Origin of the sequence: Rathayibacter tritici (assembly GCF_002932875.1) — a bacterium.
GTDB classification, from domain to species: Bacteria; Actinomycetota; Actinomycetes; order Actinomycetales; family Microbacteriaceae; genus Rathayibacter; species Rathayibacter tritici.
In genome coordinates this window covers 237,429-258,417 of record NZ_PSWS01000058.1, presented here as the reverse complement: position 1 = coordinate 258,417, position 20,989 = coordinate 237,429, and the positions used below count along the sequence as shown (strand labels likewise).

The following is a 20,989-nucleotide window of genomic DNA, read 5'->3' as shown; positions in this document are numbered from 1 at the left end:
TGCGCCCGGGGGACCCCCTCCTTCGAAAGGTCGAGTACCGGTGTCCGTACCGCTGAGCATTCCGAGCCCCCCCGACGCGTGGAGTCAGTACGACCTCACGATCGGCAACTGGACCCTCGCGATCCACACCTACGCGCTGTGCATCCTCGCGGGGATCATCGTGGCGACGATCATGACCGACCAGCGCCTCAGGCGTCGCGGCGTCGAGCCGTGGGTCGTGCTCGACATCATCATCTGGGCGGTCCCGCTGGGCATCGTCGGCGCTCGGGCTTATCACGTGCTGACGCACCCCGGCGACTACTTCTTCGCCGGCGCCGACCCGTGGGAGGTCGTCCGCATCTGGAACGGCGGTAACGCGATTTTCGGCGGCCTGATCGGTGGCGCGGTCGGCGCGTTCATCGGTTGCCGCTGGACCGGCGTCCGCTTCTGGAGCTTCGCCGACGCCCTCGCTCCCGGCCTGCTGGCCGCGCAGGCGCTCGGACGTCTGGGCAACTGGTTCAATCACGAGCTCTTCGGCCTGCCCACCACCCTGCCCTGGGGCCTGGAAATCGAAACCACGAACCCGGCTTTCCCGGTCGGCCTGCAGGCGGGCACCCTCTTCCACCCGACCTTCCTGTACGAGATCCTCTGGAACGTCGTCGGCATCGCCGTCGTTCTGGTGCTCGAGCGCCGCCTCCGACTGCAGTGGGGCACCGTCTTCGCCGCCTATCTGATCTGGTACGGCGTCGGCCGAGTCTGGTTCGAGTCCATCCGCATCGACCCGAGTGAGTTCTTCTGGGGCATCCGCACCAATGTCTGGGCTGCCCTCGCTGCCGTCGTCATCGGCCTGGTGATCGTGGTGATTCAGAAGCGCGAACATCCCGGTGGCGAGCCCTCGGCGTACCGGCCGGGTCGGGAGTGGACTCCGGCTTCCGCTGAGATAGAGTTCGAGGACGTCGAGTCCCACCCCGACGACACCACCACCCCTGCTTCCGGCACCGACGCCGAGAAGCCGACGGTCTCCCGCACCTGACGGGGTCGCGGAGCCTCCGCGATCGCCGCCCAGGTGCCCGACACCTCCACGACCGCCCCTCACGGCGCAGCCACGAGCGCTGCCGCGGGTGGGAGGTCGTGCTGGCACCGCCGGCGGCGCACGACGCTCGCACTGCGCAGAACTCTGCGGCTCTCCTGACCGGGAAGCCGTCCCTCCTCCACCCCCGCGGGCCAGCGACGCCCCGATCAGCCATCACCCCCGTGAGGACGGTTCACATGGCCTCCGCCCAGCCCTCGCCCCAGGCTCCCGTCGTGCCCTTTATCGGCACGCCGTCGGCCCAGGGGATGTACGACCCGGCCGCAGAGAAGGACGCATGCGGTCTCGCGATGGTCGCCACCCTGCGCGGCACCCCCGGCCACGACATCATCGACGCGGCACTCAATGCGCTGCGCAACCTCGAGCACCGCGGAGCCGTCGGCTCCGATGCCGGGACCGGTGACGGCGCGGGCATCATCACGCAGATCCCCGACGAGTTCTTACGCGCGGTCGCTCCGGTCGAACTGCCGCCCGTGGGGCAGTACGCCGTCGGTAACGCCTTCTTGCCCGTGGACGTCTTCGCCCGCGAGCGGGTGAAGACATCGATCGCTGAGATCGCCCGCGAGGAGAACCTGACCGTGCTCGGCTGGCGGTCCGTGCCGGTGCAGCCCGACGAGATCGGTACCCTCGCTCGCGCTGCGATGCCGGCGATCGAGCAGGTCTATGTCTCCAGCGAGCTGACCGACGAGGACGGGGTCCCCCTGGCCTCCCTCCGCCTGGACCGGCAGACCTTCCGCCTGCGCAAGCGGGTCGAGCGCGAGCTCGAGGCGTACTTCATGTCGCTGTCGAGCCGCACAGTCGTCTACAAGGGGATGGTGACGACCCTCCAGTTGGAGCCGTTCTACCCCGATCTCTCGGACGAGCGCTTCGCGTCCAAGCTCGCCGTCGTGCACTCCCGCTACTCGACCAACACCTTCCCGTCCTGGCCGCTCGCGCAGCCGTTCCGGATGATCGCGCACAACGGCGAGATCAACACTGTGCAGGGCAACCGCAACTGGATGCGCGCCCGCCAGTCGCAGCTGAAGAGTCGCGAACTGGGTGACCTCGCGCCGCTGCTCCCGATCGTCTCGCCGGGCCGAAGCGACTCCGCGTCCTTCGACGAGGCCGTCGAGCTGCTCACCCTGGCCGGCCGCTCGCTCCCGCACGCCGTGATGATGATGGTGCCCGAGGCCTGGGAGAACCAGGGTGGCGCCCTCGATGCGAAGCGCCGCGCCTTCTACGAGTACCACTCGATGCTCATGGAGCCGTGGGACGGTCCGGCCGCGATCGGCTTCACCGACGGCGTGCTCGTGGGCGCCACGCTCGACCGCAACGGGCTTCGCCCCGGCCGCTTCATGGTCACGGACGATGGACTCGTGGTGCTCGCGAGCGAGATCGGCGTGCTCGACATCGACCCGGCGACGGTGGTCCGCAAGGGACGCCTTCAGCCCGGTCGCATGTTCCTGGTCGACACGGAGCAGGGCCGCATCGTCGAGGACGAGGAGATCAAGGCGCAGCTCGCTGCTTCCGGTCCCTTCGAGGAGTGGCTGGAGAACGGCCGCATCAACCTCAGGGACCTCCCCGAGCGCGAGCACATCGTGCACACCCCCGCTTCGGTCAACCGCCGCCAGCGCACCTTCGGCTACACGGAGGAGGAGGTCCGCCTCCTTCTGCTGCCCATGGCGCGCGCCGGTGCGGAGCCGCTCGGCGCGATGGGGTCGGACACTCCGGTGGCGGTGCTCTCCCAGCGCCCGCGCCTGCTGTTCGACTACTTCACCCAGGCGTTCGCGCAGGTCACCAATCCGCCGCTGGACTCCATTCGGGAGGAGGTGGTCACCTCGCTCCGCCTCGGCCTCGGGCCATCGCGCAACCTGCTGAGCGCCGGTCCCGAGCACGCGCGGCAAGTGGTCCTCGACTTCCCGGTGATCGACAATGACGAACTCGCGAAGATCCAGCACATCGCGCCGCGTCCGCTCAGCCACATCACCACGACGATCCGCGGTCTCTACCGTGTCGACGCCGGACCGCGCGCCATGCAGGAGCGGATCGACGCCATGTGCGACGAGGCCGACGAGGCGATCGCCGCCGGAGCGCAGTTCCTCGTACTCTCGGACCGCGACTCCACCAAGGATCTCGCGCCCATTCCGTCGTTGCTGATGCTCGCGGCGGTGCACCACCACCTCATCCGCACCGAGAACCGGATGCGCGTGGGGCTCGTCGTCGAGGCCGGTGACGTCCGAGAGGTGCACCACGTCGCGACGTTGATCGGTTACGGCGCCTCCGCGGTGAACCCGTACCTGGCAATGGAGACGTGCGAGCAGCTGGTGCGCAGTGGGATGATCTCGGATCTCTCGCCGGAGAAGGCCGTCAAGAATGTGATCAAGGCCCTCGGCAAGGGCGTGCTGAAGATCATGTCGAAGATGGGCATCTCGACCGTCTCGAGCTACGCCGGAGCGCAGACGTTCGAGGCGGTGGGACTCAGCCAGAAATTCGTCGACCAGTATTTCACCGGCACCGTCTCCAAGCTCGGCGGCATCGGTATGGAGGTCGTCGCTGAGGAGAACGCGGCCCGTCACCGCGCTGCCTACCCGGAGGACGGCGCCGTCATCGCACACGAGCGCCTCGCGGTTGGGGGCGAATACCAGTGGCGCCGCGACGGTGCGCCGCACCTGTTCAACCCGGACACGGTGTTCCGCCTACAGCACTCGACCCGCAACCGCCGCTACGACATCTTCCGCGAGTACACCTCGATGGTAGATGACCAGTCGAGTGCCCTGATGACCCTCCGTGGCATGTTCGCGTTCGCCGGCGGACGCACGCCCGTCCCGCTCGACGAGGTCGAGCCGGTCGAGGCCATCGTCAAGCGATTCTCCACCGGAGCGATGAGCTACGGCTCCATCTCGCCCGAGGCCCACGAGACGCTCGCCATTGCGATGAACCGGCTCGGCGCCAAGTCGAACACCGGCGAGGGCGGTGAGGACACCGAGCGGCTACTCGACCCCGAGCGCCGGTCCGCGATCAAGCAGGTCGCGTCTGGTCGTTTCGGCGTCACGAGCATGTACCTCACCCACGCGGACGACATCCAGATCAAGCTCGCCCAGGGCGCCAAGCCCGGCGAGGGCGGTCAGCTGCCGCCGACGAAGGTGTACCCGTGGATCGCGCGCACCCGGCACGCGACCGCCGGAGTCGGGCTGATCTCGCCGCCCCCGCACCACGACATCTACTCGATCGAGGACCTCAAGCAGCTGATCTTCGACCTCAAGCGCGCTAACCCGTCGGCCCGCATCCACGCGAAGCTGGTCAGCCAGTCGGGTATCGGAGCGGTCGCGGCGGGCACGGCGAAGGCCCTGGCCGACGTCATCCTCGTCTCGGGCCATGACGGCGGCACGGGCGCGAGCCCGGTCAACTCGCTGAAGCACGCGGGGACTCCCTGGGAGCTCGGCCTCGCCGAGACCCAGCAGACCCTCATGCTCAACGGCATGCGGGACCGCGTGGTCGTGCAGGTCGACGGGCAGATGAAGACAGGCCGCGACGTCGTCATCGGCGCGCTGCTCGGGGCCGAGGAGTTCGGCTTCGCGACGGCTCCGCTGATTGTCGAGGGCTGCATCATGATGCGCGTCTGCCATCTCGACACCTGCCCCGTCGGAGTCGCCACGCAGAACCCGGAGCTGCGCAAGCGCTTCACCGGCAAGCCCGAGTTCGTCGTCAATTTCTTCGAGTTCATCGCTCAGGAGGTGCGCGAGTACCTTGCGCACCTTGGCTACCGGAGCATCGACGAGATCGTCGGCCGCCGCGAGCTGCTCGACGTGAATCGCGCCGTGGAGCATTGGAAGGCGAGCGGCCTCGACCTGACGCCGATCCTGGTCGGCCCCGAGTTCGCCGACGACGAGCCGCGCCGGAATGCGCGCCGCCAGAAGCACGAGCTCGAGCAGCACTTCGACAACGAGCTGATTCGTCGTGCGGCGAACGTCCTCGATCATCGCGGCACCGTCTCGATCGAGCGCGAGATCAAGAACACTGAGCGCGCGGTCGGCACGATGCTCGGCCACGAGGTCACCGTCCGCTACGGCGAGAACGGCTTGCCGGCCGACTCGATCGTGGTCTCGCTGCGCGGCTCGGCCGGGCAATCGTTCGGGGCGTTCCTCCCGGCGGGCATCACGCTGCGCCTTGAGGGCGACTCCAACGATTACGTCGGCAAGGGGCTCTCGGGCGGCCAGATCGTGATGCGGCCCGACCGCCGTAGCACGTTCGACGCCTCCGCCAACGTGATCGCAGGCAACGTGATCGGCTACGGGGCGACTCAGGGCACGATGTTCCTCCGCGGGATGGTCGGCGAGCGTTTCCTCGTGCGCAATTCCGGTGCCACCGCGGTGGTCGAGGGCGTGGGAGACCACGCGCTCGAATACATGACCGGCGGTTTGGCGGTGATCCTCGGCGAGACCGGACGGAACCTCGGTGCAGGCATGTCCGGCGGCACCGCCTACATCCACGGCCTGCGCCGGGAGCTCGTCAACCGCGACGCCCTCGCGTCCGGTGAGCTCACCCTCTCCGAGCTCGGCAGTGCCGATGCAGAAATGCTGCGCGACCTGCTCGAACGGCATGTCGTCGAGACCGAGTCACCCCTGGCCCAGGGGATGCTCGATGATTGGGACGGAACGGTCTCGCGTTTCGTCAAGGTACTGCCCCGCGATTTCGCTGCGGTGCTCGCGACGCGGGCATCCGCCGTCGAGGAGGGGCTCGACCCCGACGGCGATGTCGTCTGGGGACGGATTCTGGAGGTGACCGGTGGCTGATCCCAAGGGGTTCCTGAAGGTGCAGGACCGGGAGCTGCCCCATCGGCGCCCGGTGTCCGTGCGCCTGATGGACTGGAAAGAGGTCTACGAGCAGGGCGACTCCGCCGTGCTGCGCCGTCAGGCGGGCCGCTGCATGGACTGCGGCATCCCGTTCTGTCACAAGGGCTGCCCGCTGGGGAACCTGATCCCCGAGTGGAACGACCTGATGTGGCGCGGCGAGGGCCGCCAGGCCATCGAGCGTCTGCACGCGACGAACAACTTCCCGGAGTTCACGGGTCGGCTCTGCCCGGCGCCATGCGAGTCGTCCTGCGTGCTCGGGATCAACCAGCCGGCGGTCACGATCAAGCAGATCGAGGTCTCGATCATCGATCAGGCGTTCGGCAACGACTGGGTGCAGCCGCACCCGCCGGAGCGTCTGACCGGCAAGACCGTCGCGGTGGTCGGCTCCGGCCCCGCGGGGCTCGCCGCCGCGCAGCAGCTCACTCGCGCCGGGCACACGGTTGCGGTCTACGAGCGCGACGACCGCATCGGCGGACTCCTGCGCTACGGCATCCCCGACTTCAAAATGGAGAAGAAGCACCTCGAACTGCGCCTGAACCAGATGAAGGCGGAGGGCACCCGCTTCCGCGCCGGAGTCGACATCGGCTCCGACATCACCTGGGACGACCTGCGCGCGCGCTACGACGCGGTCGTGGTCGCCACCGGCGCTCTCGTTCCGCGGGATCTGCCCGTTCCGGGCCGCGACCTCGACGGCGTGCACTTCGCGATGGAGTACCTGGTGCAGTCGAACCGCGCGATCGCGGGCGACCGCGTTTTCGAGCAGATCTCGGCGGAGGGCAAGCACGTCGTGGTCCTCGGCGGAGGCGACACCGGAGCCGACTGCATCGGCACCGCACACCGCCAGAAGGCCGCCTCGGTCACCACTCTGGCGATCGGGCAGCAGCCGCCGTCCGAGCGCCCGGACACTCAGCCCTGGCCGATGGATCCGACCGTGTTCGAGGTCTCGAGCGCTCACGAAGAGGGTGGGGAGCGCGTGTTCCTCGCCTCGACCGTGGAGTTCCTGGCCAACGAGGGCGGCGAGGTCCGGGCGGTGCGCGTGGCCGAAACCGAGTATCTCGACGGGCGTCGCGTGCCCAAGGCGGGCACCGAACGCGAGATCCCGGCCGACCTGGTCCTGCTCGCCCTCGGCTTCACGGGTCCGGAGGCGGACCACCTCGCTCGCCAGCTCGAGGTCCCCTTCACCGAGCGAGGCAATGTCGCGCGCGGCGCCTCCTTCGAGACCAGTGCCCCCGGCGTCTTTGTGGCCGGCGATGCCGGGCGCGGACAGTCCTTGATCGTCTGGGCTATCGCCGAGGGTCGCTCCGTCGCGGCCGAGGTCGACCGCTACCTCGAGGGCACCACACAGCTGCCGGCGCCGGTCGGCCCGAACGACCGGGGCTTCACGCTCTAGTCTTCGGGACGCGATAGTCTCGGCCCGCCAGCAATCAGCTCACTTCCCCCGCTAACGACGCGCCTCTGAGCGCAGAACAACGGAGCACCCCCTCAATGAGACGAGCGAAAATCGTCGCCACCCTCGGCCCGGCAACGTCGTCGTACGAGACCATTCGTGCGATCATCGACGCCGGCGTGGACGTGGCCCGCATGAACCTCAGTCACGGAAGCTACGACGTCCACGAAGGCATCTATCGCATCGTGCGGAAGGCCGCTGACGACGCCGGCCGCGCTGTCGCGATCCTCGTCGACCTGCAGGGGCCGAAGATCCGCCTCGGCAAGTTCGAGGGCGGTCCGTACGCCCTCGCCGAGGGTGATGTCTTCACCATCACCACCGAGGACGTCATCGGCACGCGCGAGCTCTCGGGCACCACGTTCAAGGGCCTCCCCGACGACGTGAACCCGGGCGACATGCTCCTGATCGACGACGGTAAGGTCGCGGTCCGCGTCACCGCCGTCGAGGGGCCGCGCGTGGTCACCGAGGTTGTCGTCCCCGGCAACGTCTCGAACAACAAGGGCATCAACCTGCCCGGGGTCGCAGTCAACGTTCCGGCCCTCTCGCAGAAGGATGAGGACGATCTGCGCTGGGCGATCCGCCTCGGCGCCGACATCATCGCGCTCTCCTTCGTGCGCAACGCCAGCGACATCGAGCGGGTGCACGAGATCATGGCGGAAGAGGGCCGCAAGGCTCCTGTCATCGCGAAGATCGAGAAGCCGCAGGCGGTCGATAACCTCCAGGAGATCATCGACGTCTTCGACGGCATCATGGTCGCCCGCGGCGACCTCGGCGTCGAGCTGCCCCTCGAGGCCGTGCCGATCGTGCAGAAGCACGCCGTCGAGCTCGCCCGCCGGTGGGCGAAGCCGGTCATCGTCGCGACCCAGATGCTCGAGTCGATGATCGAAAGCCCGCGCCCCACCCGAGCCGAGGCCTCGGACGTCGCCAACGCGATCCTCGACGGCGCGGACGCGGTCATGCTCTCGGGCGAGACCAGCGTCGGAGCGTGGCCGGTCGTCACCGTGCAGACCATGGCGCGCATCGTCGAGTCCACCGAGGAGCACGGCCTGGAGCGGATCCCGCCGCTCGGAAGCAAGCCCCGTACCCAGGGCGGATCGGTCACGCTGGCCGCCGCCGAGGTCGCAGAGTTCGTCGAGGCCAAGTTCCTCTGTGTGTTCACGGAGTCGGGTGACTCGGTGCGCCGCATGACGCGCCTGCGCCACGGCATCCCGATCATCGGTTTCACCCCCGAGCCCGCCGTCCGTCGCCGCATGGCGCTGAACTGGGGAGTCCAGTCGTTCGTCACGCCGAGGGTCAACCACACTGACGCGATGTTCGCGCAGGTGGATGCTGTGCTGCTGCGCGAGGGTCTCGCCCAGCCCGGCGAGACCGTCGTCGTCGTCTCCGGGTCACCTCCCGGGCGCGCCGGAACGACGAACGACATGCGGGTGCACATCGTCGGCTCGTCCAGCTCGGACGACAGGGCCGAGAACTGGGATCACTGAGTCCAGCACTCCCCGGAGGGCCCGGTCGCGCAGGCGGCCGGGCCCTCCGTCGTCCCGCCGAGATCGGCGCCCCTGGCCGGATGCGGCTGCGCAGGCGGATACCGTGGACCCATGCGACTCGGCGTGCTCGACATCGGCTCCAACACGGTCCATCTGCTCCTCGTCGACGCGCACCCCGGCGCCCGTCCGGTGTCCTACCGCTCGCACAAGCGCAGTCTCGCGCTCGTGGCGCACCTCGACGCGGCGGGTGACATCACCGAGCAGGGGCAGCGCGAGCTGATCGCGTTCGTCGCCGAGGCAGCCGAGGTCGCCCGCGAGCACCGGGCGGAGGACCTGCTCGCCTTCGCCACCTCCGCGATCCGCGAGGCCGGGAACGGCGCCACGGTCCTCGACCGGGTCCGCGCCGAGACGGGCGTACATCTGCAGGAACTCGGCGGCGAGGCGGAGGCGTCGGCCACCTTTCTCGCCGTGCGCCGCTGGTTCGGCTGGGGTGCCGGCTCGATCCTCGACCTCGACATCGGCGGCGGCTCGTTCGAGCTCTCGATGGGTATCGACGAGGTGCCGGAGCTGGCGGTGTCCGTCCCGTTGGGGGCGGGCCGGGTGACGCGCGATCTGCTGGTCGGCGATCCCGCCTCCGCCACGAGCGTGAAGGCCGCCCGCCGTCACGCTAGGGAGCTGCTTGCGAAGCCCGCCCGCGCCTTCGTCGCCCTCGGTCGCCCCGACCTCGTGGCGGGCACCTCGAAGACCTTCCGCTCGCTCGCGCGGATCACCGGCGCCGCTTCGAGCGCGGCCGGCCCCCTCGTGCGCCGCGAGCTGCACCTGGTCGACCTGCGGCTCTGGACCTCGCGTCTCGCCGCGATCAGCGCGGCCGACCGCTCAGCGCTCCCGGGCGTCTCCGCTCTGCGGGCCCCGCAGCTCCTCGCCGGAGCCCTCGTCGCGGAGGCTGCGATGGAGGCCCTCGGCGTCCAGACGCTGGTGATCTGCCCCTGGGCCACGCGCGAGGGCCTGATCATCCGCCGCTTCGAGCGGCTCGACGCACAGATCCAACGGGAGGACGTTCAGCTCAGCGCGATGCGGTAGGACAGTGCGCGCTGCTCGCCCGGCCCGAGGACGATCTGGCGCGGCTTGTCGACGATGTCGCCGTCCCAGCCCTCCGGCGTCGGCACGCTGCGCCACGGTTCCAGGCAGACGAACGGCGCGCCGACCGGCTTCCACACGCCGACCACGTCGAAGTCCCCGGTGTCGACCTCGATCGAGCGGGCCGCTCCGTCGGCCTCGAGCCGAAGCGTGCGTCGGCGCGACTCATCGAAGATCATCACGCCCGCTTCGAAGTGCGCGTCGTCCACCGCCAGCACGCCGTCCTCGAGCGGCGCGGGGTGGCGTTGCGCCAGCAGCAGATTCTCGGGCGCGCGGCGGTACCCCTCCGGCTCGGGCTGCGCGAAGCGGATGCGGTGTGCACCACGGCCGCCGGGCAGCGGTAGCGCGAAGGCCGGGTGGTTGCCGAGCGAGTAGCCCAGCGGGGTCGAGCCGCGGTTCTCGACGGTCTGGGTGATCCGCAGTGTCGCGTCGGTCACGGCGTACGCGATGAGCAGCGTCCAGTCGAAGGGGAACATCGCGCGTGTGGCGTTGTCGCTCCGGAGCCGGAACACAGCCTCGTCGGCCGAGACGCCGGCGAGATCGAAGACCCGGTCGCGCGCGAAGCCGTGCTGCCCCATCCGGTGCTCGGCGCCATCGTGCTGCAGGGTGTCGCCCGGGAGGCGCCCGATGATCGGGAACAGCACGGGAGCGTGCCGACGCCACTGGGGCCCGGCCTGCCAGAGGTACTCGCGGCCCTCGCCGTCGCGGAGCGAGGTCATCTCGGCCCCGGCGGTGGTCAGGGCGACGCGCAGGCTCTCGCTGCCGAGGGTGAGGACGGTGGGCGCCGGGGAGTCGCTGCTACTCATGCTCCGATTCTGCCCGCCTGGCGGGCCTTGTGGGCATGTCGGAGGTGCGTGGCAGCATGGGGCGATGCCTCCCGAGTCGACCCCCTCCTCCTGGCGCGCTCGCGTGGGCGAGCTCAGCGGCTCCACGGAGGCGGAGGCGTCGCCGGTCCTCACACCGATCGGCCTGCAGTTCGAATTGCGCCGGCTGGTGCGCCGTGCCGACGATCCGTGGCGGGCGCCTGCGAGCGAGCGCGTCACGGCGAAGGGCTACGACCCGGCCGAGCGCCGCGACCATCGGCTCGCTACCCGGCCCGTCGTGCGCGGACGCGGCGGCGCCTGGAACCGCACCACGCTCACCTGGAAGTCGCTCAACTTCCAGACTCATCGGCTCTCGCTCGACCCCGCCCATCAGCGCTGGTTCGCCGAATTCGCCGCGCTCCATCGGGCCACCCGCACGGTGCACCTCGGGCAGGACCCCGACTGGATCCACCTCGACGACTACGAGAGTCCGCTGCTCTGGCGGCTGCTCGAGCAGGCTCAGGCGGCGGCCGTACCACTGCTCGCCCCCGAGAAGGGGGCGGTGCGCCTCGGCGGTCCCGCCCACGTGGCGGTGACGGTCTCGGCGGAGGAGGGCGCGCTGCGGCTGCGGCCCGTCCTGCGGATCGACGGGGCGGAGTATCCGCTGGAGTCGGCGCGTCCCGTCGCCCGGCACGGTGTCTACGCGGTCGAGGGCGGCGATCCGTCCTCGATCCTCCTCGCCCCCGCGCCGCTGCCCTTCGACGACGAGGAGCTGCGGCTCCTCGAGCACCCCGAGCAGACGAACGTCCCGGCCGAGGACGTGTCCGAGTTCGTCCGCGAGCACCTCCCGGCCCTTCGTGGCCGCATCGCGCTTCGCGAAGAGGGGGTCGACCTCGTGCTCGACGAGCCAGAGCCGCCCCGCCTCGTCTGTACCGTGGCGTTCGAGCCCCGGCGCACGGTCAGGGTCGGCTGGCACTGGCGCCGCACGCCCGACCGTGCGACCGAGCTCGACGGCACGCCCGACGACGTCCTCGAGCGGGCCGTGCTCCGCCGGGTGCGCTCAGTGCTCGGAGAGGCCGGATCCACCGTGGTCCCGGAGCCGGGGACGAGCGCGGTCCTGCGCGGGGCCGAGGCCGCGGTTTTCGTGGTGGAGCAGCTGCCGCAGCTGGAGGGAGTCGGCGGTGTGCGGGTGGAGCGCGAGGGCGCCGCTCCGGATTACCGCCTGCTGAACGGACCGCTCACCCTCACGATCACGGCCGTCGACACCGAGAGCGCCGACTGGTTCGACCTCGGTGTCGTCGTCACGATCGGCGACGCGACCGTGCCGTTCCTGCCCCTCTTCCGCTCCCTGGCGGCGGGTGGCGACCGCATCCGCCTGGTCGACCATTCCTACCTCTCGCTCGCGCACCCCGGCCTCGACCGGCTCCGCGAGCTGCTGACCCGGGCCGACGAGCTCGACGAGTGGGAGACGGGGCCGCGGCTCGGCCGGCACCAGACCGAGCTCTGGAGCGAGCTGGCAGAGCTGGCCGACGAGAACATCGCCTCCGACGCCTGGCGCGACGTGCTCGCCTCCGCCCTGGCCGCCGGCTCGCCGGATGAGGTGGAGGCGCCCGCCGGCCTCACCGCGCAGCTGCGCCCCTACCAGCGGGCGGGCTACGCCTGGCTCGTACACCGCCTCGGTCATGGACTCGGCGGAATCCTCGCCGACGACATGGGCCTCGGTAAGACACTGCAGGCGCTGGCGATGATGGTGTGGGCAGTGGAGGAGGGGCGCCGCGTCGGAGTCCGTCGCGCGCCGTTCCTCGTGGTCGCCCCGACCTCGGTCGTGCCCGGCTGGCGCTCCGAGGCCGAGCGGTTCGCGCCGGGGCTGCGCGTCCACGTCGTCGCGAGCTCGCGGGAGAGCGCCTTCGACGCGATCCCGGCGGACGTGGACGTGGTGCTCACCAGCTACGCGGTTCTGCGCCTCGCGGGCGAGCGCTGGGCGGCACGGGAGTGGTCGGCCCTGGTGCTCGACGAGGCGCAGTTCGTCAAGAACCCCGCCTCGCAGACGCACCGGGCCGCGGGCGGTGTGGGAGCACCCGTCGTGCTCGCGCTCACCGGCACGCCGCTGGAGAACTCGCTCGATGAGCTGTGGGCGGTCCTGGCCCTGGTCGCGCCCGGCTTGCTGCCGCCGCTGCGCCGGTTCCGCGAGGAGTACACCCGGCCGATCCTGCATGCGGAGGCGCCGATCGGCATCGCTTCGCCGGATCTGTCCGAGGGGCGGACGGTCGGCCACACCGAAGGTGCGCGCCGTCGCCTCGAGCGTCTGCGGCGACGGCTCCGGCCGTTCCTGCTCCGCCGCACCAAGGAGGCGGTCGCGCCGGAGCTGCCCGAGAAGCAGGAGCAGACGCTCGAGATCGTGCTGACACCTGCTCACCGGGTGCTCTACGACAGCTACCTCCAGCGCGAGCGGCGCAAGCTCCTGGGGATGGTCGACGACCTCGACCGCCAGCGCTTCACCGTATTCCGCTCGCTCACCCTGCTCCGCCTGCTCGCGCTGGACGCCTCTCTGGTCGATCCGGCCTACCGGCATGTCCCGTCCGCCAAGCTCGACGTGCTGGTCGAGCAGCTCGACGACGTGCTCGCCGAGGGCCGCCGGGCCCTCGTCTTCAGTACGTTCACGTCCTATCTGGAGCGGGCGGGGGAGCGGCTGCGTCAGCGCGGGATCCCCTTCGTGCAGCTCGACGGGTCCACGCGGGACCGCGCCGGAGTCATCGAGGAGTTCCGCTCCGGTGCCGCCCCCGTCTTCCTGATCAGCCTCAAGGCGGGCGGCACCGGACTCACGCTCACCGAGGCCGACCACGTGTTCGTCCTCGATCCGTGGTGGAACCCTGCCGCCGAGGCGCAGGCTGTGGATCGGGCCCACCGCATCGGCCAGCAGCGGCGGGTGAACGTGTACCGCATGGTCGCGACGGACACGATCGAGGAGAAGATCGTGCGTCTCCAAGAGCGCAAGGGCCGCCTCAGTACGGCGGTGCTCGACGAGGGCGAGCTCTTCGCCCGGGCCCTGACCGCCGACGACGTCCGCGAGCTGCTCGCCGACTGACGACCCCACGAAGGGTGACAAAACAGCCAGCCGCGACCCAGGGACCGGGCGCACACTGGGCGGGTGAGCCGACGCCCCCGCCCCCGCGCCGACTGGATCGTCGCCCTCGAGCAGGGAGCCGACGCCGGGCTCTTCGGACCGGGCAGTGCCGTCTGGGCGGTCAACGGCGGGCTGCCTACGATGATCGCTGGAGTCCGCGCCCTGCTGATGCAGACCCTGCACGCCGGAGCGATGGCGGGCGTGCACGACCACTCGCGCTACCGCGAAGATCCGATGGGCCGACTCGACAACACTGTCCGCTGGGTCCTGACGACCAGCTTCGGCGACACCGCGGCGGCGAGCGGAGCAGCGCGCTGGGTCACCGGTGTTCATGAGCGGATCGTGGGCTCCTACGAGGACGCCGGCGGCCTCGAGCGACCGTACTCCGCTCAGGATCCGCGGCTGCTGCTGTGGGTGCACGACGCCTTCACCGAGGCGTTCCTCGGTGCCCACGAGGTGTGGGGCGGCCGGATCCCCGGCGGCCCCGACGCCTACGTGCGCGAGTGGGCGGCCTCCGGTCGACTGCTCGGGGTGGAGCACCCGCCCGAGAGCGTCGCGGAGCTCCGCGAACAGCTCGCCGGATTCGCGGGCGAGCTGAAGCCGGACGCGCGCGTGCGAGAGGCAGTTGGCTTTCTCCGCGACATCCGCTTGCCCGGCGAGGCCGGCGCCGTCTATCCGCTGCTGTTCGCCGGAGCCGTGGCCTCGCTCAGGCCGGACGTGCGCCGGTTGCTGGGTCTGCGCCGCCCCTGGTGGCCCGCAATCACGGCGAATCGGCTGCTGTTCGTGTTCCTGCGCCGCTACCTCGGTCCGGTCTCGCCGAGCGAGCAGGCAGCGATCGACCGGATCGCGCGTCTTGCGCAGGTGTCCAGCGGGGCCTGACCCGCTTCCCGTACACCTGTCCGGGAAGTGGTAGACTCACCACCAATGACGTCCGTGCGCCTTGCTTCCGTGCCCGCGGCGGAGTCCCCCTCGGCGCCCGGCTCCGCCGATCCGCGGGCTCGACGCACTCGCGGCCGAGTCTTCGATGCGGTCGAGCGCCTCGTGATGCAGAGCGACGGCGAGCGAGCAGAGGGGATCGCCGTGAGCGACATCGTGCGCGAGGCAGGCATCAGCCGCAGCGCGTTCTACGCCCATTTCGACGACGCCGCGGGAGTCGCCTCGGCCCTCCTCCGGCAGGACCTCGTGGTCGCCGACGTCGCCGAGAGTTCCCCGGCAGATCGCTCAGGAGGGGATGCCCTGCAGCGCGGCTACTCGCGCCTGATCGAGCGCCTGGTCGACCGCCACGCCTTCCACGCCCGCCTCCGGGCCCGCGCCTCCGCCCGGGTCGCGTCGGACGATGCCGTGCTCGACACGGCACTGGCCCTGCACCACGCAGTGCTCGCCCGCGTCGACGTCCCCCCTGCGGTCGACCCCGAGCTCACCGCGGTCTTCGCGGCCGGCGGCGTGCTCGCCGTGGTCGGCGCCTGGCTCGCCGGCTCGCTCGACGGCACCGACGAGGAGCTCGTCGAGCATCTCGTCGCGCTGCTGCCGCTGTGGCTCGCCGAGGCGACCCTGCAACCCCTCGACTCCTCACTCCCACCACGCCCCACGACGAAAGGCACGACATGATGACATTCGAGGTCGGCGAGACCCTGGTCTACCCGCACCACGGAGCGGTGACGATCACCGGGCTCGAGAAGCGCTCGGTGAAGGGCGTCGAGAAGACGTTCATGACTATGAACGTGCACACCAGCGAGCTCACCATCACCCTCCCCGTCGAGAACGCCGAACTTGTCGGCGTACGCGAGATCATCGACGACGCCGGCGTCCAGGCCGTCTACGACGTCCTGCGCAGCGATGTCGCGGAGGAGGCCAGCAACTGGTCGCGCCGCTTCAAGGCCAACCAGGAGAAGATGGCCAGCGGCAGCGTCTACCGCGTCAGCGAGGTCGTCCGCGACCTGTGGCGTCGGGAGCAGGCGGGCGGCGTCTCGGCCGGAGAGAAGCGGATGCTGCTCAAGGCCCGTCAGATCCTCGTCTCCGAACTCTCGCTCGCCCTGAAGGGCACGGATGAGGAGGCGTCCGCCAAGCTCGACGAAGTCCTCGCCTCGGCGATCTGATGCCCGTCGCGGCGGGTCGGCTCACTCGGGCCGGCACGCCGCGATGATCCTGGCCGCCACCTCGCCCTGTGAGGCTGAGCCGTCGATGCGCACCAGCAGACCGCGCTCCTCGTAGACCTTCGCCAGGGGAGCGGTCTCGCGCTCGTAGACCTCGATCCGGTTCCGCACCACCTCGGGGTCGTCGTCGGCCCGTCCCTGCTCCTGCGCCCGTGCGTGCAGTCGCGCGAGGACCACGTCAGCGCCGGCCGTCAGAAGAACGACGCACGACAGGGGCGTCCCGCGCTCGTCGAGCAACTCGGTGAGAGCGTCGACCTGCGCGAGAGTGCGCGGATAACCGTCCAGGATGAAGCCGTCGCGAGCGTCGTCCTCGTCGATCCGTTCCGCAACGAGCGCGTTCGTGAGCTGGTCCGGCACGTACTCGCCCGCCTCGACGAGCGCCCGCAGCCGTCGGCCGAGGTCGGTGCCATCGGCAACGTGGGCGCGGAACAGCTCGCCGGTGGAGATTGCCGGCACCCCCAGCTCGCGCGAGAGCGCGTCTGCCTGGGTGCCCTTGCCCACGCCTGGCGGGCCCATCATGATGACGCGCATCGCTCGTCCTCCTCAGTGTTGTCAGGCGATGCTAGCGGTGCGCGGCGGCGAGGCCGGTGCGGAGGGCGGGAGCCCGGCGCCGGTGCCGCCCGTAGGCTGGCGGCACGCAACGAGGAGGAGCGATGCCCGCAGCACCCGGGGCCGAGCAGGCTGTCGCCGCCCTGACCGCGCTACTCGGGGAGGTGTGCGCCGAGCTCGAGGCGCGCAGCGTCGCCGATCAGGCCCTCGCACAGCTGCGCATCCCGCGGGCGATCCTCGGTTTCCGACGCAAGCCCGTGATGGCTCCGGTGACTCGGGCCTGGCGACTGGGCGTGCTCCTTCTCGGGCGCCAGGGCGAGCTGTTCGCCACCGGATCGGTCACGCGGGCCGTCGCTCCGCTGCACGCCAACAATCAGTCGGAGTCGCAGGAGGCGCGGCGCGAGATCCGCCGTGCCGCCTTCGACGGCCCGTTCCAGGAGGGCGAGATCGTCAACTACGGCTGGCGTCCCCTCGCGCTCGACGCCGCCGCCCTCGAGGCGGGAGAGGAGCCGCTGGTCCTGCGCGGCTCCGAGGTGCTGGTGCGCTGGGCGCCCGGTCTCGGCGACCAGGGTTTGATGCCGCTGCGTCGCTACCTTGCCGACCGCCTCGACCTGCTCGAAGCCGACTAGGCCCGGATCACTCCTCCGCGGCCACCGGGTGGAACCACGGCGGGTAGACGGCCACGCGGGGCGAGGCGTCGACGCCCTCGAACAGCGCCTTGACGCGGTTGCGCGCGGCGACCGAGGCCACTCCGACCGTGGCGACGCCGTCGAGCGGGAAGCGCTCGGGAACGAGCGCCTCGGCGCTGCGCAGCGCCGGCTCGTCGACCAGGAGGCGGGCCATAGTGCGCACCAGGGCGTCGCCCTCGGTGAAGCGGGTCAGTACGTGGGAGGCGTCTCCGTCGCTGAGCACGGGAGCCGAGGCGAGCGAGCCCACCAGCACGACGTACTGCGAGGCCATGGTCTCGTGGGCGCTGGGCGACCAGTGCGGAGCGACGCGCTCGCCGCGCAGGTCGGCCCAGAGCGCGGCGTCGGGCGAGAGGAAGAAGGGGACGAAGCCGGCGACGCTCACGCCGTCCTTCACTTGCACGGCACGGCGGTGCTCGCGGGTCGTTTCGGCGCTGACGTCGACCGCGGGGCGCTCAACGAGCTGCTGGTCGGCCAGGATCGCACCGGCGGCGACGATCGCCTCGATGTTGTCGAGGTGGGTGACGTGGTAGATCCGCTGCGCGGCGATGTCCACCTCGGGCAGGGGCTTCTCGCGCACCGTACCGCGAGCGGCGGCGCGGGCGGTAGCCGCTCGGGAGGTGCCCGGCACGCGCGCGGGGGCACGGCTGGCGCGTCCCACGGGCTCGGGGAGCTTGGCGGGGGAGCAGACGTCGCAGAGCGCGATGTCGAGGCCGTGGATGCATTCGGTGGGCACTCTGGATTCCTTCTGCGCGCGGTCTCGGGGTTCCGGCGCAAGGACGACGTTACGCGACCAGGGCGTCCGCGCGTTCTGGCGGCGGCGATCAGCGGAGCGACGGCGCCCGCCCGGGCATCCTCTGGGAGGCGGCGGACGGCTGCTTGGTGCCGCGTAGCGTGAGCGGGATGAAGCGTGTGCCGCCCGCAGAGGGCCAAGAATCCGTCTGGGACTACCCGCGACCGCCCAGGGTCGAAGCCACCTCGGAGCACGTCGTCGTCACGCTGGGCGGAGTCGTCGTCGCCGAGACCACCGACGCCCTCCGCGTTCTCGAGACGAGCCACCCGCCCGTCTACTACCTCCCCGTGTCCTCGTTCGCGCCGGGAGCGCTCGAACCGGCGCCCGGCCGCAGCATTTGCGAGTTCAAGGGCGCCGCGTCCTACCTCACGGTCAGGGGCGGAGGAGGAGCGATCGCCGAGGCGGCGGGCTGGACCTACCTCGAGCCGATGGCCGGGTTCGAGGCGCTCGTCGACACGGTCGCCCTGTACCCCGGCCGGATGGACTCCTGCACCGTCGCCGGCGAGACGGTCCAGCCGCAGCCGGGCGACTTCTACGGCGGCTGGATTACTGCGCGCGTGGTGGGCCCGTTCAAGGGCTCGCCGGGCACCATGTTCTGGTGACCAGCGCTCGGGAGCGCCGTTCCCGGGACGCCGGCGCGACGTCGCGGTGTGAGGCCGGGGAGCTCAAGCGGCACGCGACTACGACTCCTCTACCGCGGCGATGGCGAACGCCCGGACGGAGGAGCACGGCGCCGTGGGCGTCGTCCTCGCCGGGGCGAAGCGGCAGGTCGCATGGCTGGCGGGCAGCCTGCCGCTGTCCCGCTGACCGCTACTCGGGCGGCGCCGCAGAGGTCGGCGCGCCCGTCACGCGCCACGGTATCGCCAGGCACGCCGTCTGGGTACCGGTGGTGGGACTCGAACCCACACGCCCTCTCGGGCAGAGCATTTTGAGTGCCCCGCGTCTGCCATTCCGCCACACCGGCTCATCACCAGCTCGTCGAGAATACCGTAGGCTCATCGGCGTGACTGACCAGGAACCCTCGTCGACCGCGCCCCGTCGGGTCGTCGTCGCCGAAGACGAATCCCTCATCCGCCTCGACATCGTGGAGATTCTCCGCGACAACGGCTTCGAGGTGGTCGGTGAGGCGGGCGACGGCGAGACCGCTGTGGCTCTCGCCACCGAGCTGCGCCCCGATCTCGTCATCATGGACGTCAAGATGCCCCAGCTCGACGGCATCTCGGCGGCCGAGCGCCTGTCGAAGGCCCACATCGCGCCGGTCGTCCTGCTCACGGCCTTCAGCCAGAAGGAGCTCGTGGAGCGCGCGAGCGAGGCCGGAGCGCTCGCCTATGTGGTGAAGCCGTTCACTCCGAACGACCTGCTGCCCGCGATCGAGATCGCTCTCTCGCGCTACGCCCAGATCCTCACTCTCGAGGCCGAGGTCGCCGACATGGTCGAGCGCTTCGAGACTCGCAAGCTCGTCGACCGCGCCAAGGGCCTGCTGAACGAGAAGATGGGCCTCACCGAGCCCGAGGCGTTCCGGTGGATCCAGAAGGCATCGATGGACCGCCGCCTCACCATGCACGACGTCGCCCAGGCGATCATCGAGCAGCTCAGCATCAAGAAGGCGTAGCTCTCGGCCTCAGGGCCACAGGCGGGTGCGCTCCCAGCGGGAGCCGCCCGCCTCCGTCGTTCCCGGGCGGTACTCGAGGCGGGTGTGGTCCTGCTCGGGGGCGGCCGAGCCCTGCCAGAACTCGATCCGCTCGGGAATCACCCGGTAGACGGCCCAGTCGCGGTCGAGCGTGGCGGGGGAGCAGCTCACGGCGACGCTGGTCTGCAGCGTGACGAGACCGAAGTCCTCAGCGCTGCGCATCGGCTCGCTCTGGCGTCCGACGAGGAGCGCCGTGCGCGCAGCCTCGGAGCGGCGGCGGAAGTCGTCGGCCGACTCCTGCGCACTGGCGCGCTGGACGCGGCCCTCCACGCGGACCTGCCGGCCCTGCACCGGCCAGAAGAAGGTCAGCGCGGCGTGCGGGTTCTCCTCCATGTCTCGCCCCTTCGGGCTGGACGCGTGTGTCGAGAAGGCCCACCCGGCCTCGTCGATCTCGCGCAGCACCAACACGCGTGCCGAGACGGTGCCGTCGGCGGCGGCGGTGGACACCGTGGCGCCGTGGGGGAGGAGCTGCCCCGCGTCCTTCGCCTCCTCGAGCCACTGCCCGAAAAGCTGGATCGGATCGGCCGGGGCCGCCTCGGCATCGAACGAAGGCAACTCGGAGGGCATGGACGGAAGGCTCTTGAGGAGTAGGCGAAGGCTCATCCGCCCAGTGTCGCCCCTTGGACGGGGACGGGCACAGTCGTCGGCTGTCGCTTGACAGCGCCGAGTGCCCCGGCCGTCTCGCTGTCGACGGCGGGCGTCGTCGCCGTCCTTGGCGTGCTCCTCACCCTCCGCTCCCGCGCTACGGGCTGACTGTGCTCCGTCACCGGGCGTCGCGGATGATGGTGGTGATTCGGACAGTGGAGAGGCGGCGCCCCTCCTGATCGCGGACGACGATCTCGTGCGTGGCGAGGGTGGAGCCGAGGTGGAGCGCGTCGCAGGTGGCAATCACGAAGCCCGACCGGACGGAGCGGCTGTGGCTCGCGTTCAGCTCGATGCCCATCGCAAGCCGCCCCTCGCCCGCATGCACATTCGCCGCGATCGAGCCCATCGACTCCGCCAGCACCACGTGCGCGCCGCCATGCAGGATGCCGAACGGCTGCCGGTTGCCCTCGACCGGCATCGAGGCGACCGAGTGCTGCGGAGTGAGCTCGTGCCAGAGGATGCCCATCCGCTCGGCGAGCTCGCCCATGCCGCGGCCGATCCCGGCATCCAGGTCGAGTCCTGGCGGGCGGATCCAGGCGGTCGTGCTGGGGGTCGGCTCGGTCACGTCGCTCCTCGT

17 protein-coding genes, 1 tRNA gene and 1 pseudogene are annotated in these 20,989 nt (G+C 70.7%); 13 read left to right on the top strand and 6 right to left on the bottom strand.

Annotated elements, in window-relative coordinates:
- The first annotated feature begins 40 nt into the window (after positions 1 to 40).
- The 5 genes from lgt (at position 41) to C5D07_RS11565 (ending at position 9,912) form a co-directional block, all read left to right on the top strand.
- On the top strand, positions 41 to 1,012 hold the full coding sequence (lgt, locus tag C5D07_RS11585) for a prolipoprotein diacylglyceryl transferase (RefSeq protein ID WP_373408344.1): 972 nt from the start codon (positions 41 to 43) through the stop codon (positions 1,010 to 1,012).
- A gap of 236 nt (positions 1,013 to 1,248) precedes the next feature.
- Positions 1,249 to 5,841, top strand: coding sequence for a glutamate synthase large subunit (gene gltB, locus C5D07_RS11580; protein WP_104259391.1), 4,593 nt, complete (start codon positions 1,249 to 1,251; stop codon positions 5,839 to 5,841).
- A complete protein-coding gene (locus C5D07_RS11575; RefSeq protein WP_104259390.1) occupies positions 5,834 to 7,291 on the top strand; it encodes a glutamate synthase subunit beta in 1,458 nt (485 codons plus the stop codon). Before gltB ends, C5D07_RS11575 begins: the two co-directional genes overlap by 8 nt.
- 95 nt (positions 7,292 to 7,386) lie before the next feature.
- Positions 7,387 to 8,832: a pyruvate kinase gene (pyk, locus tag C5D07_RS11570; protein ID WP_068252884.1), complete on the top strand. Its 1,446-nt coding sequence runs from the start codon at positions 7,387 to 7,389 to the stop codon at positions 8,830 to 8,832.
- A gap of 111 nt (positions 8,833 to 8,943) precedes the next feature.
- Positions 8,944 to 9,912: a Ppx/GppA family phosphatase gene (locus C5D07_RS11565; RefSeq protein WP_068252889.1), complete on the top strand. Its 969-nt coding sequence runs from the start codon at positions 8,944 to 8,946 to the stop codon at positions 9,910 to 9,912.
- Here the strand turns inward: C5D07_RS11565 and C5D07_RS11560 are convergent.
- Positions 9,891 to 10,775 (bottom strand): aldose 1-epimerase family protein, encoded by an 885-nt coding sequence (locus C5D07_RS11560; RefSeq protein WP_068252891.1) that lies wholly within the window; start codon positions 10,773 to 10,775, stop codon positions 9,891 to 9,893. The genes C5D07_RS11565 and C5D07_RS11560 overlap by 22 nt on opposite strands.
- 64 nt (positions 10,776 to 10,839) lie before the next feature.
- Here C5D07_RS11560 and C5D07_RS11555 point away from each other — a divergent pair, with 64 nt between their 5' ends.
- From C5D07_RS11555 to C5D07_RS11540, 4 genes are all read left to right on the top strand, one after another.
- Positions 10,840 to 13,857, top strand: coding sequence for a DEAD/DEAH box helicase (locus C5D07_RS11555; RefSeq protein WP_084415854.1), 3,018 nt, complete (start codon positions 10,840 to 10,842; stop codon positions 13,855 to 13,857).
- A gap of 63 nt (positions 13,858 to 13,920) precedes the next feature.
- Complete coding sequence (locus C5D07_RS11550) at positions 13,921 to 14,775, top strand: oxygenase MpaB family protein (protein WP_068252893.1); 855 nt, start codon at positions 13,921 to 13,923, stop codon at positions 14,773 to 14,775.
- A gap of 45 nt (positions 14,776 to 14,820) precedes the next feature.
- Positions 14,821 to 15,504: a TetR/AcrR family transcriptional regulator gene (locus tag C5D07_RS15970; protein WP_068252896.1), complete on the top strand. Its 684-nt coding sequence runs from the start codon at positions 14,821 to 14,823 to the stop codon at positions 15,502 to 15,504.
- On the top strand, positions 15,504 to 15,992 hold the full coding sequence (locus C5D07_RS11540; RefSeq protein WP_068257183.1) for a CarD family transcriptional regulator: 489 nt from the start codon (positions 15,504 to 15,506) through the stop codon (positions 15,990 to 15,992). The genes C5D07_RS15970 and C5D07_RS11540 overlap by 1 nt, the downstream gene beginning before the upstream one ends.
- A 21-nt stretch (positions 15,993 to 16,013) precedes the next feature.
- On the opposite strand, the gene C5D07_RS11535 is transcribed toward C5D07_RS11540, so the two are convergent.
- The gene (locus tag C5D07_RS11535; protein ID WP_104259389.1) at positions 16,014 to 16,580 is read right to left on the bottom strand and encodes an adenylate kinase; all 567 of its coding nucleotides are present in this window, start codon (positions 16,578 to 16,580) and stop codon (positions 16,014 to 16,016) included.
- 122 nt (positions 16,581 to 16,702) lie between these two features.
- Here C5D07_RS11535 and C5D07_RS11530 point away from each other — a divergent pair, with 122 nt between their 5' ends.
- Entirely contained in the window at positions 16,703 to 17,227 is a 525-nt protein-coding gene (locus tag C5D07_RS11530; RefSeq protein ID WP_084415855.1) for a hypothetical protein, read from the top strand.
- A gap of 7 nt (positions 17,228 to 17,234) precedes the next feature.
- On the opposite strand, the gene C5D07_RS11525 is transcribed toward C5D07_RS11530, so the two are convergent.
- A complete protein-coding gene (locus C5D07_RS11525) occupies positions 17,235 to 18,020 on the bottom strand; it encodes a DarT ssDNA thymidine ADP-ribosyltransferase family protein (RefSeq protein WP_170063543.1) in 786 nt (261 codons plus the stop codon).
- A 167-nt stretch (positions 18,021 to 18,187) separates the two neighbouring features.
- Here C5D07_RS11525 and C5D07_RS11520 point away from each other — a divergent pair, with 167 nt between their 5' ends.
- Positions 18,188 to 18,679 (top strand): DUF427 domain-containing protein, encoded by a 492-nt coding sequence (locus tag C5D07_RS11520; RefSeq protein WP_104259387.1) that lies wholly within the window; start codon positions 18,188 to 18,190, stop codon positions 18,677 to 18,679.
- Positions 18,680 to 18,752: 73 nt separating this feature from the next.
- Positions 18,753 to 18,884: pseudogene (locus C5D07_RS15425) on the top strand (hypothetical protein); the annotation flags it as partial.
- 74 nt (positions 18,885 to 18,958) lie between these two features.
- Here C5D07_RS15425 and C5D07_RS11515 read toward each other — a convergent pair.
- Positions 18,959 to 19,041 (bottom strand) — tRNA-Leu (locus C5D07_RS11515).
- 39 nt (positions 19,042 to 19,080) lie between these two features.
- On the opposite strand from C5D07_RS11515, the gene C5D07_RS15805 reads away from it, so the two are divergent.
- Positions 19,081 to 19,689, top strand: coding sequence for an ANTAR domain-containing response regulator (locus C5D07_RS15805; RefSeq protein ID WP_068252905.1), 609 nt, complete (start codon positions 19,081 to 19,083; stop codon positions 19,687 to 19,689).
- 9 nt (positions 19,690 to 19,698) lie between these two features.
- Here the strand turns inward: C5D07_RS15805 and C5D07_RS11505 are convergent, their stop codons facing one another.
- Positions 19,699 to 20,370 (bottom strand): pyridoxine/pyridoxamine 5'-phosphate oxidase, encoded by a 672-nt coding sequence (locus C5D07_RS11505; protein WP_104259386.1) that lies wholly within the window; start codon positions 20,368 to 20,370, stop codon positions 19,699 to 19,701.
- Between the two features lie 160 nt (positions 20,371 to 20,530).
- Entirely contained in the window at positions 20,531 to 20,977 is a 447-nt protein-coding gene (locus C5D07_RS11500; RefSeq protein ID WP_373408345.1) for a PaaI family thioesterase, read from the bottom strand.
- Between the last annotated feature and the right edge of the window lie 12 nt (positions 20,978 to 20,989).

Bases quoted from the DNA above. Each gene is read 5' to 3' on its own strand.
- gltB (WP_104259391.1), top strand. From the start codon at position 1,249: ATGGCCTCCGCCCAGCCCTCGCCCCAGGCTCCCGTCGTGCCCTTTATC.
- pyk (WP_068252884.1), top strand. From the start codon at position 7,387: ATGAGACGAGCGAAAATCGTCGCCACCCTCGGCCCGGCAACGTCGTCG.
- C5D07_RS11565 (WP_068252889.1), top strand. From the start codon at position 8,944: ATGCGACTCGGCGTGCTCGACATCGGCTCCAACACGGTCCATCTGCTC.
- C5D07_RS11560 (WP_068252891.1), bottom strand. From the start codon at position 10,775: ATGAGTAGCAGCGACTCCCCGGCGCCCACCGTCCTCACCCTCGGCAGC.
- C5D07_RS11555 (WP_084415854.1), top strand. From the start codon at position 10,840: ATGCCTCCCGAGTCGACCCCCTCCTCCTGGCGCGCTCGCGTGGGCGAG.
- C5D07_RS15970 (WP_068252896.1), top strand. From the start codon at position 14,821: ATGACGTCCGTGCGCCTTGCTTCCGTGCCCGCGGCGGAGTCCCCCTCG.
- C5D07_RS11540 (WP_068257183.1), top strand. From the start codon at position 15,504: ATGACATTCGAGGTCGGCGAGACCCTGGTCTACCCGCACCACGGAGCG.
- C5D07_RS11535 (WP_104259389.1), bottom strand. From the start codon at position 16,580: ATGCGCGTCATCATGATGGGCCCGCCAGGCGTGGGCAAGGGCACCCAG.
- C5D07_RS11530 (WP_084415855.1), top strand. From the start codon at position 16,703: ATGCCCGCAGCACCCGGGGCCGAGCAGGCTGTCGCCGCCCTGACCGCG.
- C5D07_RS11520 (WP_104259387.1), top strand. From the start codon at position 18,188: ATGAAGCGTGTGCCGCCCGCAGAGGGCCAAGAATCCGTCTGGGACTAC.
- C5D07_RS11505 (WP_104259386.1), bottom strand. From the start codon at position 20,370: ATGAGCCTTCGCCTACTCCTCAAGAGCCTTCCGTCCATGCCCTCCGAG.